The following is a 14351-nucleotide window of genomic DNA, read 5'->3' on the forward strand; positions in this document are numbered from 1 at the left end:
GTGTATTCCATGCTCAATACTGAATTCTCGTCGTGGCCCTCCTTCACTAATCAAGAAGCTGATGCAGTACGTGACGTGATTTTGTCGAATAAAGTTAATTACTGGACAGGTCAAGAGTGCCGCGAGTTCGAAAAGGAGTTCGCGCTGTGGGCAGGAGCCAAATATGCCATTGCTCTTGCGAATGGCACTGTCGCCCTCGATCTGGCCTTTCAAGCGTTGAACCTCGGCACTGGTGACGAAGTCATCGTCACGCCTCGAACCTTTCTTGCTTCCGTTTCCAGCATTGTCAATGCAGGTGCAATTCCGGTCTTTGCAGAAGTAGACCGGGATACCCAAAATATTACTGCCAAGACCATTCTTGCCGTACTGACGCCGCGCACCCGCGCCATCATCTGTGTTCACCTGGCCGGCTGGCCTTGTGATATGGATCCGATCATGGCGCTGGCTTCGGAGCACGGTCTTAAAGTTATCGAAGACTGCGCTCAGGCCCATGGCGCAATCTACAAAGGTCGTCCGGTCGGTTCTATCGGGCACGTTGGCGCCTGGTCCTTTTGTCAGGACAAAATCATGACCACGGGTGGCGAAGGCGGTATGGTCACCACCAATGATCACGAGCTATGGTCAAAAATGTGGTCATATAAGGACCACGGCAAATCTTGGCAAGCCATTTACGAGCGTCAGCATGCCCCCGGCTTCCGATGGCTCCATGAAAGTTTCGGCACCAACTGGCGGATGATGGAAGTGCAGGGTGCAATTGGGCGAATTCAGCTATCGCGCATGAAAGATTGGAGCGCTGCTCGCCAGTCCAACGCGAAGCGCATCTGGGCGGTCGCCAGTGCCTTGCCTGGTCTGCGAGTTCCTGAGGTACCTGCCGATATCGAGCACGCTGCCTATAAGTGCTATGTATTCGTCGAACCAGCAAAGCTGAAACCAGAATGGAGTCGCGACCTTATTCTGAGCGAGATCAATGCACGTGGTGTACCTTGCTATTCCGGTTCATGCTCCGAGGTCTATCTGGAGAAAGCATTTGATGATACAGGCTGGAGGCCGGAGCAACCCCTTGAGGTCGCGCGCGAGCTGGGCGAAACAAGTCTGATGTTTCTGGTGCACCCGACTCTAAGCAACGATGAAATATCAAAAACCTGTACAGTGCTCGAAGACGTTTTGCGAGAGGCCTCGCTGACGGTTAACTAGGGGGCCGTCGGATTAATTTAGGCAAAGCAATTTAGTAGGGATACGAGGTAGTGTTGTGTTGAGGTTTGCTGAGCTGCTACGCACTCGCTTGGTTCGGTTGCGCCGTCGCCAGAAGCGATTACTCCAAGTTGTTATAGACGTGGTGCTCGTTTGGGCTGCATTGTGGCTGGCCTTTGTCGTTCGCCTGGGAGATTTTGACGAGATCTATCCGCTTGACGGCCACCTGTGGCTCTTCGCGCTGGCACCACTGATCTCCATTCCGCTGTTCATACGCTTTGGCATGTACCGAGCCGTGATGCGCTATTTCGGTACCGAGGCACTGATCGCCATCACCAAGGCGGTCTCTCTTTCGGCACTGATTCTGGCATTGGCGATCTACTGGCATCAGGATGCGCGGGCGGTGATCCCACGCTCCATGGTGTTCAATTACTGGTGGCTGAGCATCATGTTGATCGGCGGGCTGCGCTTGGCCATGCGCCAGTTCTTCATGGGGCACTGGTTTGCAGCCGACCAGCCCTTCAAGTTCAGTAGCCGCGATGCGGGTGCCCCAGCAGTGGCGATCTATGGCGCTGGTTCAGCTGGCAATCAGTTGGCGGCATCCCTGCGGATGGGCCGCTCGATGAGGCCCGTAGCGTTCATCGATGACGACTCGAATATTTCCAATCGAATCATCGCCGGCCTACGGGTTTATTCGCCCAAGCATATCCAGCAGATGATTGATGATACTGGTGCCACCGAGATCCTGATGGCATTGCCATCGGTGTCACGTACGCGTCGCAGGGAGGTGCTCGAAGCGCTGGAAAAATACCCCCTGCATGTACGCACCGTTCCCGGCTTCATGGATCTGGCAAGTGGCCGGGTAAAGGTCGAGGATGTACAAGAGGTCGATATCGCCGACCTGCTGGGGCGCGATACCGTGCCTCCGCAACGCGAGTTGTTCGAGCGCTGCATTCGTGGCCAGGTGGTGATGGTAACCGGGGCTGGTGGTTCGATCGGTTCCGAGTTGTGCCGGCAGATACTTGGATCCGGCCCTAAAACGCTACTGTTGTTCGAGCACAGCGAGTTCAACCTCTACGCCATTCATGGCGAACTGGAGCAGCGGATCCGTCGTGAGTCGCTGGCAGTTCGATTGGTGCCGATTCTTGGCTCGGTGCGTAACCAGCAGCGCCAGGTCGAACTGTTGCGTGCCTGGGATGTGAATACCGTTTACCACGCGGCCGCCTACAAGCATGTGCCCATGGTTGAGCACAATATCGCCGAAGGCGTATTGAACAATGTGTTGGGTTCGCTGCATACCGCCCAGGCCGCTTTGAAGGCTGGTGTCGAGCACTTCGTATTGATCTCCACCGACAAGGCCGTGCGCCCCACCAATGTGATGGGCAGCACTAAGCGCCTGGCCGAGATGGTGCTGCAGGCGTTAAGCCGCGAAAGCGCCCCCGTGCTATTTGGCGACAAAGAAGGTGTGCATCAGGTCAACAAGACCCGGTTCACCATGGTGCGTTTCGGTAATGTGCTTGGTTCTTCGGGCTCGGTCATACCTCGCTTCTACGAACAGATTCGCAAGGGCGGGCCGGTGACAGTCACCCACCCGAACATTACCCGCTACTTCATGACTATTCCCGAGGCTGCGCAACTGGTGATCCAGGCCGGCTCCATGGGGCAGGGCGGTGACGTGTTTGTATTGGATATGGGGCAACCGGTAAAGATCGCCGAGCTGGCCGAGAAGATGATTCACCTCACTGGCCTCAGCGTGGCGTCTGATAACAACCCTAGTGGTGATATCGCCATCGAGTTCACCGGCTTGCGCCCGGGCGAGAAGCTCTACGAGGAGCTGTTGATCGGCGATAACGTGAGCCCCACCGAACATCCGATGATCATGCGTGCTAACGAAGAGCATCTGCCGTGGGAAACCTTCAAGGCGGTTATGGCTGATCTGATCAAGGCCGTGGAGCAGGACGATTATGATCGCGTGCGCCAGTTGTTGCGCGACACGGTGAGTGGTTATGCCCCTGAGGGTGAGATCGTCGATTGGATGCATGTGCGCTGCAAAACGACGAAACCCGCGGCAAAAGACTGAAGGCTTAGCAGGCACTTCTTTGTCCAGAAGTGCCGCTCCCTCTTTAGCTCATTCCTTTCTGTTCAGACACTCGAGCAGGCCGTGGTGCCAGTCCGGCAGGCGCACGCCCCAATCGCGCTCCAGACGGCTGCAGTCCAGGCGCGAGTTGAGGGGGCGCTTGGCGGGCGTCGGGTAATCCGTGGTGGCGATGGGCTTCAGCGTGGCGACGGGCTTGCCCTGTGCCAGCAGCTGCGCGGCGATGGCTTCGGCAAAGCCGAACCAGGAGGTCTCGCCCCGGGCAGTGAAGTGATAAACGCCCCAGGCTGCGGTTTGCTGCTGTTGCCAGCGCTCGATCAGTTGCCCGGTCGCGGCGGCGATGCTGCCGGCCCAGGTCGGCGCGCCGATCTGGTCGGCCACCACGCTGAGCTGCTCACGCTCCTGCAGCAGGCGCTGCATGGTCAGCAGGAAGTTGCGCCCGTGCCGCGAATACACCCAGCTGGTGCGCAGGATCAGGTGCTTGCCACCCACCGCCGCGATGGCCTGTTCGCCAGCCAGCTTGCTGCGGCCATAGACGCCCAGTGGGTTGGCAACGTCGTCCTCGTCATAGGCAGTGGCTTTGCTGCCATCGAACACGTAGTCGGTGGAGTAGTGGATCAAGGGAACATCGAGCGCTGCGGCTTCTTCGGCCAGTATGCCGGGCGCCACGGCATTGATCGCAAAGGCCGCCTCCGGCTCGTTTTCGGCGGCATCGACCGCGGTGTGCGCAGCGGCATTGATGATCAGCTCCGGGCGCAGATGGCGCACGGTCTCGCGCAGACGCTCTGTGTCGGCAAGGTCGAGCTGCTCGCGGCCCAGCACGATCAATTCATGCTGCTTGCTGAGCAGCAGCTGCAGCTCACGGCTGACCTGACCGTGCTGACCGAGCAGAAGGATCTTCATGCGAACACGTCCGCTTCGTCGAAGCTCAGGCCCTGCTGATCCTTGGCGGAAAGCCTCGGCTCGCCCTGCAGCGGCCAGTCGATGGCCAGCGTCGGGTCGTTCCAGCGAATGCAACGTTCGTGTGCAGGCGCGTAGTAGTCGGTGGTCTTGTAGAGGAATTCGGCGAATTCGCTGAGCACCACGAAGCCATGGGCAAAACCTTCGGGGACCCACATCTGCCGTTTGTTGTCGGCGGACAGGTGCGCGCCTACCCACTGGCCAAAGGTCGGCGATTGGCGACGCAGGTCCACGGCGACGTCATACACCTCGCCAGCGGTGACACGCACCAGCTTGCCCTGGGCCTGCTGCACCTGATAGTGCAGGCCACGCAGCACGCCCTGTTGCGAGCGCGAGTGGTTGTCCTGGACGAAGGTGGGATTCAGGCCCGTGGCTTCGCTGAAGGCGCGGGCGTTGAAGCTTTCGAAAAAGAAGCCGCGCTCATCGCCGAACACCTTGGGTTCGAGTATCAGTACGTCGGAGATGGCGGTTTGAATGATGTGCATCAGTTGTCCTCGGCCAGGCTGAACAGGTACTGGCCATAGCCGGTCTTGCCAAACGCCTTGGCCTGGCGCAGCAGGCATTCGCGGTCGATCCAGCCCTGCCCGTAGGCAATTTCTTCCAGGCAGGCGACTTTCAGCCCCTGGCGGTGCTCGATGGTTTGCACGTACTGCGAGGCTTCCAAGAGGCTGTCGTGGGTGCCAGTGTCGAGCCAGGCGAAGCCGCGGCCGAAGCGTTCCACGCGCAAGTCGCCGCGCTGCAGGTAGGCATTGTTGACGTCGGTGATCTCCAGCTCGCCGCGTGGCGAGGGCTTGACCGCCTTGGCGATCTCGATCACGTCGTTGTCGTAGAAGTACAGGCCGGTGACGGCATAGCTGGAGCGCGGCTGGGCCGGCTTTTCCTCGATGGAAATCGCCTGGCCCTGGGCATCGAACTCCACCACGCCAAAGCGCTCGGGATCCTTGACCCAGTAACCGAACACGGTGGCGCCCTTGTCCGCGGCAGCCGCGCGCAGGAGTTTTTCGGTGAAGTGCTGACCGTGGAAGATGTTGTCACCAAGGATCAGGCACACCGGATCGTCGCCGATAAACTGCTCGCCAATGATGAAGGCGCGGGCCAGGCCGTCCGGCTCCGGCTGTTCGGCGTAGCTCAGTTGCAGGCCGAACTGGCTGCCGTCGCCGAGCAGCTTCTGGAACTGCGGCAGGTCGTGGGGCGTGGAGATGACCAGAATCTCGCGGATGCCGGCGAGCATCAGCACCGAAAGCGGGTAGTAGATCATCGGCTTGTCGTAGATCGGCAGCAGCTGCTTGGACAGGCCCAGGGTGATCGGGTGCAAACGGGTGCCGGAGCCACCGGCGAGAATGATGCCTTTCACTGTTGTTGCTCCCTGGGGGCGCCGAGCCGCTCACGCTGGTAGCTGCCGTCCTGCACGCGGCGGCACCAGTCGAGGTTGTCCAGGTACCAGCGCACGGTCTTGCGCAGGCCGCTGGGAAAGGTCTCTTCGGGGGTCCACCCAAGCTCGCGCTCGATCTTGCTGGCGTCGATGGCGTAGCGCAGGTCATGGCCGGGGCGGTCGGTGACAAAGGTGATCTGCTCGCGGTAGGAGCCCGCGGCACGCGGTTGCAGCTCGTCGAGCAGGTCGCAGATGGCGTGCACCACATCGAGGTTCTTCTGCTCGTTGTGGCCGCCGATATTGTAGGTCTCACCGACCGCGCCGCGGGTCACCACCTGCAGCAGGGCGCGGGCGTGGTCCTCGACGAACAGCCAGTCGCGTACCTGCTGGCCATTGCCATACACCGGCAGCGGCTTGCCATCCAGGGCGTTGAGGATCACCAGCGGAATCAGCTTCTCCGGGAAGTGATACGGGCCGTAGTTGTTCGAGCAGTTGGTCAGCAGCACCGGCAGGCCGTAGGTGCGCTGCCAGGCGCGCACCAGGTGGTCCGAGGCCGCCTTGCTGGCCGAGTAGGGCGAGCTGGGGGCGTAGGGCGTGGTTTCGGTGAACAGGTCGTCGACGCCGTGCAGGTCGCCGTATACCTCGTCGGTGGAAATATGGTGGAAGCGAAACGCCTGGCGACGGGCCTCGTCCAGCTTCGACCAGTAGGCGCGGGTGGCCTCCAGCAGCGCATAGGTGCCGACGATATTGGTCTGGATGAATGCTGCCGGGCCGTCGATGGAGCGGTCGACGTGGGACTCGGCGGCCAGGTGCATGATGGCGTCGGGCTGGAAGCTTTGCAGCGCATCGGCTACCGCAGGCTGATCGCCGATATCCGCTTGCAGGAAGCGATAGCGCGGGTTGCTCTCGACCTCGCGCAGGGATTCCAGGTTGCCGGCGTAGGTCAGCTTGTCGAGGTTGAGCACCTCGTGGTCGGTGTCCTTGATCAGGTGGCGGATCAGCGCGGAGCCGATAAAGCCGGCGCCGCCGGTGACGAGAATACGCATGTTCAATTCCATTGAAAAAAAGCGTGATTATGCCCTCACTTTGATTCTGGTGCGCGGTATATATGGATGCCTTAGTTAGACGAGCTTCTGTTTTAGCCCTGAGTAAGGCCTAGAGCGACTCTGGGGTGCGTTTGAAGAGCCGCATTCGTCAACTGTTAGGTGAAATGGTCTGCGGTTACTCGCCGGAGGACGGAGTCGTCGACTGGATGCACCAGCGCCGTGCCGCCAACAAGCCAGTGGAATAATCAATCCAGGTTTGGCCAGTGAGCAGCGATACCCACGGATAGGTGGGTATCGCTCAGGGCTCTACGTTTTATCCGAGAGGCTTACGCCTTGATGTAAGCGGCTCAGAAACCCCACTTCGAAGGCGCGGCGCTGTATATCCGCGGGTATCTCTTCGCGTTCGAAAATCAGGGCGGCCCATAGCCAGTTCCTGCGGTTGCCGGCTAGCCAGGCCTGGGCCGCTTGAACGCCCTGGTTGAAGGCGGGGCGGCAATCTTGCGCCCAGGCGATGGTCAACCCAGGGTGGCCCTGATAGCTGGGCAGCGTGGTGGCGATGATTCTCTTATTCATGGCTGCTTCCTCCCTGAAGCTGGGACAGTGCCCTGCGGTACAGCACCACCAATTCGTCCAGCAGGTCATTGGCGGCCAGTGTTGCCAACCGTATTCGCAGCCGGTCGGTGCTGTGCTCTGCATGGCTAGTGAGATCTTCCAGTAGCTCTCGCAGTAGGGCGGCACGCAATTCGGCATCGCCTTGAGCGTTCTGGGTTTGGTAGTCGGTGACGGGGATTGGGCTTGGGCGCCTTGGAAATGGCAGGACGCGACCTTGCGGATTAGCCATGGTACACCTCCTTCATGGAGGTTTCGGTAGGTGCTCGATGGGCAAGGAGGTGCCCTTGCATAAAAGCTGGATAGCGCATTTTCCTTATGCTCCTTGGTTTGGTTAAGGAGCCGCCACCGCCGTTGCTACGCGGGAATGGTGACGGACCGCACGGGGGTAGCAAACCGGAAACCAAGGGAACCGGCCAGGCCGAAGCCTGCCCCGTACGGCCCGCCATAGAAATGCAGTAGCACGGTAACGGGTACCGGCTAGGCAATTACGACGCACCGCGTCTTGGTTTTTCAGGTTGCTACACCCGGCCACGGTACCAACCGTGGCAGGCGCACTGTAGCTTGGGATATGGGCATTGGCAACCGCCGCAGCCAGCCCTGGCAAGCCTCACGGAGGTTGGGAGCACGAGGTGGATGAAAAGGGCGCCGGCTGCTCGTAGCGCCAGCGAACGGCGGTCCGCCGGACTAACTCGCGGGTGGGAGCGGGCCATGCCCGCGAAAAATCACGGACGGCGGGCACGGAGTTTTGTGGGAGAGGCTTTAGCCTCGAATCATTTATCAAGGCAAACAAAGAGCTCGGGGCTAAAGCCCCTCCCACGGGTTCGCGAACGGCCGTTCTCGCCACTTGGCTGCCAAAATCGGCGAACCTGGCTTAAAAATTATGGACCGGTTCTCAGATCTTGAAGCGGCTGGTCATCTCTTGCAGGCGAGCACTGATGCGCGCCAGCTCGACACTCGAAGAGGCGGTTTCTTCGCTGGCTGCTGCTGTCTGCACGGAGATATCTCGCACGCTGGTCACGCTTCTGCTGATTTCTTCACCGGCACTGGTTTGTTGTTCCACTGCGCAGGCGATCTGCTCGTTCATCGATTCGATGGTCCTGATCGAGTCGGTGATGCTTCGCAGCGTAGCGCCCGCCTCGCGGGACAGGGCAACACTGCTGTCCGTGAGCAGGATGTTCTGCTCCAGCACACCCGCCATGCGGTCCGTGCTGTTGTGCAAGCCGCCAATCAGATGGGCGATTTCATCGGTGGAGGCACGGGTGCGCTGGGCCAGGCCACGAACCTCGTCGGCTACCACGGCAAAGCCTCGTCCGGCTTCACCGGCGCGGGCTGCTTCGATGGCGGCATTGAGAGCGAGCAGGTTGGTCTGTTCGGCTACCGTCTTGATGACGTCGAGTACGCCGCCGATGCTTTCCGCGTCGGTGCGCAGGCTGGTCATGGCCACTCTGGTGGTTTCCATTTCCGCTGCCAGCAGTTCTATCTGCGAAACTGCTTTGCTCACCACTTCGTCGCCTTGCGAGGCCTTCTGGCTGGCTTCGAGGGCAGTGCGCGAAGCCTGGGCCGCATTACGCGAGACTTCCTGGCTGGTGGCGGTCATCTCATGCATGGCCGTGGCGATCTGGTCGGTCTCGACCGTCTGGGCGTTGACCCCGGCGCTGGTCTGTTCGGTAACCGCGGAGAGCTCTTCGGCTGCGCTGGCAACCTGGACGATGCCATCCTTGACGTCACCGATCAGCGTACGCAAACCGGTGGTCATGCGCTGCATGCTGTCTTGCAGCATCCCCAGCTCGTCACGCCGGGTGATCACGGCCTGGTAGGTAAAGTCGCCATTGGCGACGTTTTCCGCGATTCTGACCGTCTCCTTGAGTGGCGTGACAATCGAGCGAGAGATGAGCCAGCCGGCCAGCGCGCTGATGATCAGCGCCAGGGTCATCCAGAGCATGAGCATCTGGAATGCACTGGCGATGTCGGAGACACGCGAGGTTTGCTGGATGTCGGTCATCTTGTTGCTGACCGCGAACAGGTTCGCAATCAGCCTCGTGATGCCGGCCTGGGCCTCGTCCACCCGGCCTTGCATGCTGACCACGGTTTGCAGGTGCTTTTCATAGTCATTGAGTGCGCTGGCGAGGTTTTCGACCCCACTCTGAGGCAATGACGTCGCTGTGAGGCCGTTGACCTGACTCGCGATGTCGCCGATCGCCTTGCGCACGGCGTCCAATGATTCCGGGCTCGGCGATGCGGTGTAACTGCGGAAGCTCACGCGCATTCTCTGAAACGCCAGGAGTATCTGCGTCATCTGCTGGCGAGCGATGAAGCTGCCACTGTCCCCGTTGGCATTCTCGGATAGATCCTGCAGCAGCTTGCTCGCTTTGTCCGCCAACGCCACAGCGGCGCTGCGCGCCGTCTCGCGCTCGTTGGTGGCGGTTACGGCTTGTGTGTAGAACTCGCGGTAACCGACAAGCGTAGTGGCAACCTCCTGCAGCAGTTGCTGGTTGGTGGGGCTGGCGAAATGTGGAGTGATGGACTTGAGCTTGTTGTCGAGGTTGTCGATGGCCTCAAGCCATTTACCGGCCTGGACCTGGGTTGCCGTGAGGGAATACACCAGGCGCTCGATACGCATGTCGCGAGTCAGAAGGCTGATGCTCGAAATGTCCTCCATGCGCTCACTGCGATCGCGAAGGGAGTCGATGGCTTTCCACCCCGTATAGGCGATCAGGAACATCATGACCACAAGGAGAGAGAAACCGTAGAGCAGCTTGGCGCGCACGCTGATGTTGCCCATGAAGCCTGATGAGTGACTGTACATCTGGATTACCTGGAAGAAGGTTGTGGTTATTGTCTAAGAACCTGTTCAGAGTCTGCTGCGCGTCGGCCCTGCTGCGTTAAAAACAGGCTCGGACTGCTCATTTACAGCGCGTAAACTCCGCGTCCTCGCCTATTTTTGCCTTGCATGGCTCTAGCTCGCGAGACTTTGAACAGGCTCTAAGGGTGCTGCTGGCGGTCATCTCTGAGGCCGGTTTCAAGACTGATCCGGGCTGTATCTTGTTTTGTTCGCCTGTAACGGGCTGCCGATCAAGCATCGCGAACATCAACGCCTGCAGCTGCCGAGCGCATCTCGAGCCATTTCATGTGAGCTGGCATTGAACCGAGTGCGATGTCTTGGGGAAGTGTGTTTCGGCGCTTGGTCGGCGGCAAAGCGCCTTTTTCAATCGCCTCCAGAGTCCCTCTCTATAATTGGTGCGCAAAATATTTGTTTACAATAATATCTCGCAGCGAAAGTTAGTGTGCTTTTTGTATTGTCATTGTGCCACTATGACGTCGATACGGTCGGGTTTGTTCACGTCATTTTCGACAAGCGGTTACTGGCAGCGAGAATCCAGCCCGACCGCGAGCGCTGTATGGCTCCCACGATCTGCGGCGATTAGGCGATTTGTATAGGGTTGCCCGGGCTGTAGCGGTTCGGTGCTAGCCGCCGATTTTGCCGAAGCGGGAGTTCGCGCAAGGCTACGAGCGTTTCGAGGTCGCTCCTGAACGGGGCGCGAAATGCAAGGGGTGGAAACCTTACCTAGTCGGCTGCCAACGCGCAGCGATTACGGCCGTTACGTTTGGCCCGGTAGAGCGCATTATCGGCACGTGTCATGAGTGCATCGATATTGGCTGCGTGTGCAACCTTGGTCAGGGCGACGCCGAAGCTGGCCGTTATGTGGATGGGCTGTTCCAGGCCTATATCGAAGGGCGTTTTGTCGATGGCCGTGCGCAAGCGTTCGGCAAGTTGCAGCGCAGTTCGCCCGCTGTCTATGCAGAGTTGAATCGCGAACTCCTCTCCACCAATTCGAGCGATACGCTCGCCATTTCTCATCTGCGCTATGCACCGAGCTGCGAGTGCCTGTAGCAGTCGATCGCCAGCGGGATGGCCGTAGGTGTCGTTGATACGCTTGAAATGATCGACGTCGAAAAGAATCACCGCCAGCAGGGCGTCATCTTTCTGCGGCGTGTCCTTGAGCCGTGCGTCGAAGGCCCTGCGATTGGCCAACCCGGTCAGGTGATCGGTTTGCGCATAGGTTTTCAACTGGTTTATCAAGGCATCTCGTTCGAGGCGCACGGCATAGGCTTGCCGCAGTTGACGCTCGAGTTCATGCAGTGTGTTGGAAATGCTGAAACGGTCGAGTTGCCGGCTTTCGTCTGCGCTGGGGTCGGCCTGCACCAGCAGCGCTGTCATCTTGTGCGTACTGGCCAGGAGCGGGTCGAGTACGCGTCGCTTCAGCCATACCAGGCTGACTGCCAGCAAGAGCAGCAAAGCCAGGGCCGTGCCTGCAACGAGCGCGAGGTGCATGAGTGCGTCCTGGGTCAAGCGCTGCAGTTGGATTTCGGTCAGACGCAGGGCAGTGTCGCGTAACGCCAGGATGCTGGTCATGGTAGGCACGTAGTGTCGTGCGAAATGCGCCGCACTGGGTGCGTGGCCTGTGTTCAGCGTGCTCACTGTGCCGCGTTGATAGTTCAGGCCTTGCTCGAAGAAGTCCCGGCTCATCTGTTCATACGCTGTTCGCATATCACGCTGGTTGTCGCCGGCGAACTGCTTGGGTAGATGCTCGACAGTGAGTGCCAGCTGTAGCTTTAGTTGGCCAATACGGCCCTGGGCGATATGCAAGCGCTCGGTTTCGGCTGCATCCAGCGGTCGCTGCTTGGCGAGCGCTGGGGTGAGAAGCGAGCCTAATTAGCCAGCGAACTCTCGCAGCTGTGCTGCCCAATAGGCGTTGTACAACGGCGCTCCGGCCTGAGGCGTGCGGCGTAGCATGTCGCGAGAAATCCAATCGGCCAATGGCAGCAGGATCGCGACGACATCGAACATCGCGTCGATGGCCGCGGATTGCTCTTTCGCCGTCCGTTGTTCCACGGGGTAGCCGAGTAAATCATCCACCTGCTTGCGCGCGGCCGCCAGTGCGCTGCGAATGTCTTCAAGGTTGTAGGGCATCGCTTGGCAGGAGGGGCAGGTGGCGAGTGCGGCTGCGAAGGCATCCAGACGCTGATCGCTTACCCTGCGGCTGGCCACCAACTGTGCCAAGTCGCCGTCCTGGCCTCCGAGCAAGCCATTGGTTGGGCCGCGCTCGGCGCTCACCGCTTCCATCGCGCTCAATGCGCTACGAAACACGGACAGTTGTTCGCGAGTTTGCGAATGTGCACGGTAGTCCCGGTAAGCGTCGGTAACGATCAACAGAAAGCTGAGCGAGATGCCAAGGCTGACGCCGATCAGGATCGTGTTTACCCAGCTGTCTAGGCGCGAGATAGCATGTTGAGAGTCTTGTCCTGGCATTCGACGACCACTGCAATCTTCAGGTAAGGACCGCACATCGTGAGCCGATGTCTACCTCGATTGTAATGTCATCGCGCCATCGGAGAAAACGTCGCGTGTTCAATGCGGCTACACACCGCAGCTGTGGGCGCAGTGTTGGCGACAGCAGAGCCAATCTGTCGATACGGCTGACCAGCGCGCCGTGGCAGGGCGCGCGAGCGGTATTCGTGACCTACGCGTCAGCCGTCTCTCTCCCGATTCCCCACCAAGCTATCCACCGTCGGCACCCGCGTCTCCGGCTCCATCTGCGCATCATGTTCCAGCTGGTGGCTGAAACGCTCCAGCGAGCCATTCTCCGGCTGTGCGTCGCTGGCGAATACCGGCGGGCTTAGCAGGTAGGCGCCGAGCAGGCGGGAGAGGGCGGCGAGGCTGTCGATATGGGTGCGTTCGTAGCCGTGGGTAGCGTCGCAGCCGAACGCGATCAGCGCGGTACGGATATCGTGGCCGGCGGTGACGGCGGACTGGGCGTCGCTGTGGTAGTAGCGGAACAGGTCGCGGCGCACCGGGATTTCGTTTTCGCTGGCCAGGCGCAGCAGTTGCCGCGACAGGTGATAGTCGTAGGGGCCGCCGGAGTCGTGCATGGCCACGCTGACGGTATGTTCGGTAGAGCGCTGGCCGGTGGCGACCGGAGCGATGTCGATACCCACGAATTCACTCACGTCCCAAGGCAGCGCTGCGGCCGCGCCGGAGCCGACTTCTTCGGTGATGGTGAACAGCGGATGGCAGTCGATGGGCGGTTCCTGGCCGCTTTCCACCACCGCCTTGAGCGCGGCGAGCAGGGCGGCCACGCCGGCCTTGTCATCCAGGTGGCGAGCGCTGATATGGCCGCTTTCGGTGAACTCGGGCAGCGGGTCGAAGGCCACGAAGTCGCCTACCGACACCCCCAGGCTTTCGCAGTCGGCGCGGCTGGCGACCAGAGCGTCCAGGCGCAGCTCGACGTGATCCCAGGAGATCGGCATCTGGTCCACTTCGGTGTTGAAGGCGTGCCCGGAGGCGAGCAGCGGCAGGACGCTGCCGCGATACACGCCGTGGTCGCTGAACACGCTGACCCGGCTGCCTTCGGCGAAGCGGCTGGACCAGCAGCCCACGGCGGTCAGGCACAGGCGGCCGTTGTCCTTGATCTCGCGAACCATGGCGCCGATGGTGTCCAGGTGCACGGAGACGGCGCGATCAGGGCTGTCGCGACGCCCTTTGAGGGTGCCGCGAATGGTGCCCCGGCGGGTCATTTCGAAGGGGATGCCGATTTCGCTCAGGCGCTCGGCAACGTAGCGCACGATGGTGTCGGTGAAACCGGTGGGGCTGGGGATGGCGAGCATCTCCAGCAGGACTTTTTGCATGTACTCGAGATCGGGTTCTGGAATTTGCGACATGGGCTCTCCATCTAGGACGGGGCGGGCCGCCGGGCGGCGTCGGTCTCTGGTGACCGCGTGACGCCTATCGACGGACGGGAAATTTGCGCTCTGTTACATCCTGACCTGTATTTGCCCTCAGGGTTTCAAGGGGAACTCGTACGGAGTTGTGGCGAATGGTTCAGGTGGCTCTAATCGCAGCAAGGCCACAATTTTTCGCGCCGGGTCGGCGCTCCTACGCGGGCTGTGGGTTGCCCGCAATCGTGTAGGAGCCGCGACCCGCGGCGAATGGTGGTTACGACGCCGGTTTTATGGTGGTTACGACGCTGGTTTTACAGCAAGGCTGCAATCGCTTCGCGCCGGGTCGGCGCTCCTA

Annotated in this window: 12 protein-coding genes and 1 pseudogene; 2 read left to right on the forward strand and 11 right to left on the reverse strand. The window is 60.4% G+C overall.

From position 1 onward, the window contains the following. The first annotated feature begins 9 nt into the window (after nt 1–9). Together K8U54_RS22355 and K8U54_RS22360 are read left to right on the forward strand one after the other, a co-directional pair. Complete coding sequence (locus K8U54_RS22355) at nt 10–1194, forward strand: DegT/DnrJ/EryC1/StrS family aminotransferase (protein WP_249907862.1); 1185 nt, start codon at nt 10–12, stop codon at nt 1192–1194. Between the two features lie 73 nt (nt 1195–1267). Next, nucleotides 1268–3271 carry a polysaccharide biosynthesis protein gene (locus K8U54_RS22360; RefSeq protein ID WP_434060042.1) on the forward strand — a complete coding sequence of 668 codons (2004 nt, stop codon included), beginning with the start codon at nt 1268–1270 and terminating at the stop codon, nt 3269–3271. Nucleotides 3272–3319: 48 nt separating this feature from the next. Here the strand turns inward: K8U54_RS22360 and rfbD are convergent, their stop codons facing one another. The 11 genes and pseudogenes from rfbD to K8U54_RS22410 form a co-directional block, all read right to left on the reverse strand. Then, on the reverse strand, nt 3320–4189 hold the full coding sequence (rfbD, locus tag K8U54_RS22365) for a dTDP-4-dehydrorhamnose reductase (RefSeq protein WP_249907864.1): 870 nt from the start codon (nt 4187–4189) through the stop codon (nt 3320–3322). Next, nucleotides 4186–4731, reverse strand: coding sequence for a dTDP-4-dehydrorhamnose 3,5-epimerase (rfbC, locus tag K8U54_RS22370; protein ID WP_249907865.1), 546 nt, complete (start codon nt 4729–4731; stop codon nt 4186–4188). Before rfbC ends, rfbD begins: the two co-directional genes overlap by 4 nt. Next, the gene (rfbA, locus tag K8U54_RS22375) at nt 4731–5600 is read right to left on the reverse strand and encodes a glucose-1-phosphate thymidylyltransferase RfbA (protein WP_249907866.1); all 870 of its coding nucleotides are present in this window, start codon (nt 5598–5600) and stop codon (nt 4731–4733) included. The genes rfbC and rfbA overlap by 1 nt, the downstream gene beginning before the upstream one ends. Continuing rightward, nucleotides 5597–6664, reverse strand: coding sequence for a dTDP-glucose 4,6-dehydratase (gene rfbB / locus K8U54_RS22380; RefSeq protein WP_249907867.1), 1068 nt, complete (start codon nt 6662–6664; stop codon nt 5597–5599). The genes rfbA and rfbB overlap by 4 nt, the downstream gene beginning before the upstream one ends. Before the next feature lie 306 nt (nt 6665–6970). Continuing rightward, complete coding sequence (locus K8U54_RS22385) at nt 6971–7237, reverse strand: LasR-specific antiactivator QslA (RefSeq protein WP_249907868.1); 267 nt, start codon at nt 7235–7237, stop codon at nt 6971–6973. Then, nucleotides 7230–7505 carry a hypothetical protein gene (locus tag K8U54_RS22390; protein ID WP_249907869.1) on the reverse strand — a complete coding sequence of 92 codons (276 nt, stop codon included), beginning with the start codon at nt 7503–7505 and terminating at the stop codon, nt 7230–7232. Before K8U54_RS22390 ends, K8U54_RS22385 begins: the two co-directional genes overlap by 8 nt. Before the next feature lie 663 nt (nt 7506–8168). Beyond that, nucleotides 8169–9056, reverse strand: coding sequence for a methyl-accepting chemotaxis protein (locus K8U54_RS25475; protein ID WP_434060043.1), 888 nt, complete (start codon nt 9054–9056; stop codon nt 8169–8171). 18 nt (nt 9057–9074) lie between these two features. After that, nucleotides 9075–10082, reverse strand: a pseudogene (locus K8U54_RS25480) (methyl-accepting chemotaxis protein); the annotation flags it as partial. A 759-nt stretch (nt 10083–10841) separates the two neighbouring features. Continuing rightward, nucleotides 10842–11924, reverse strand: a complete 1083-nt coding sequence (locus K8U54_RS22400; protein ID WP_249907871.1) for a GGDEF domain-containing protein — start codon at nt 11922–11924, stop codon at nt 10842–10844. Between the two features lie 66 nt (nt 11925–11990). After that, entirely contained in the window at nt 11991–12587 is a 597-nt protein-coding gene (locus tag K8U54_RS22405; RefSeq protein WP_249907872.1) for a hypothetical protein, read from the reverse strand. A gap of 218 nt (nt 12588–12805) precedes the next feature. Next, nucleotides 12806–13996 (reverse strand): osmoprotectant NAGGN system M42 family peptidase, encoded by a 1191-nt coding sequence (locus K8U54_RS22410; protein ID WP_249907873.1) that lies wholly within the window; start codon nt 13994–13996, stop codon nt 12806–12808. Nucleotides 13997–14351: the final 355 nt, after the last annotated feature.

It is taken from the genome of Pseudomonas fulva (assembly GCF_023517795.1).
GTDB lineage: Bacteria > Pseudomonadota > Gammaproteobacteria > Pseudomonadales > Pseudomonadaceae > Aquipseudomonas > Aquipseudomonas fulva_D.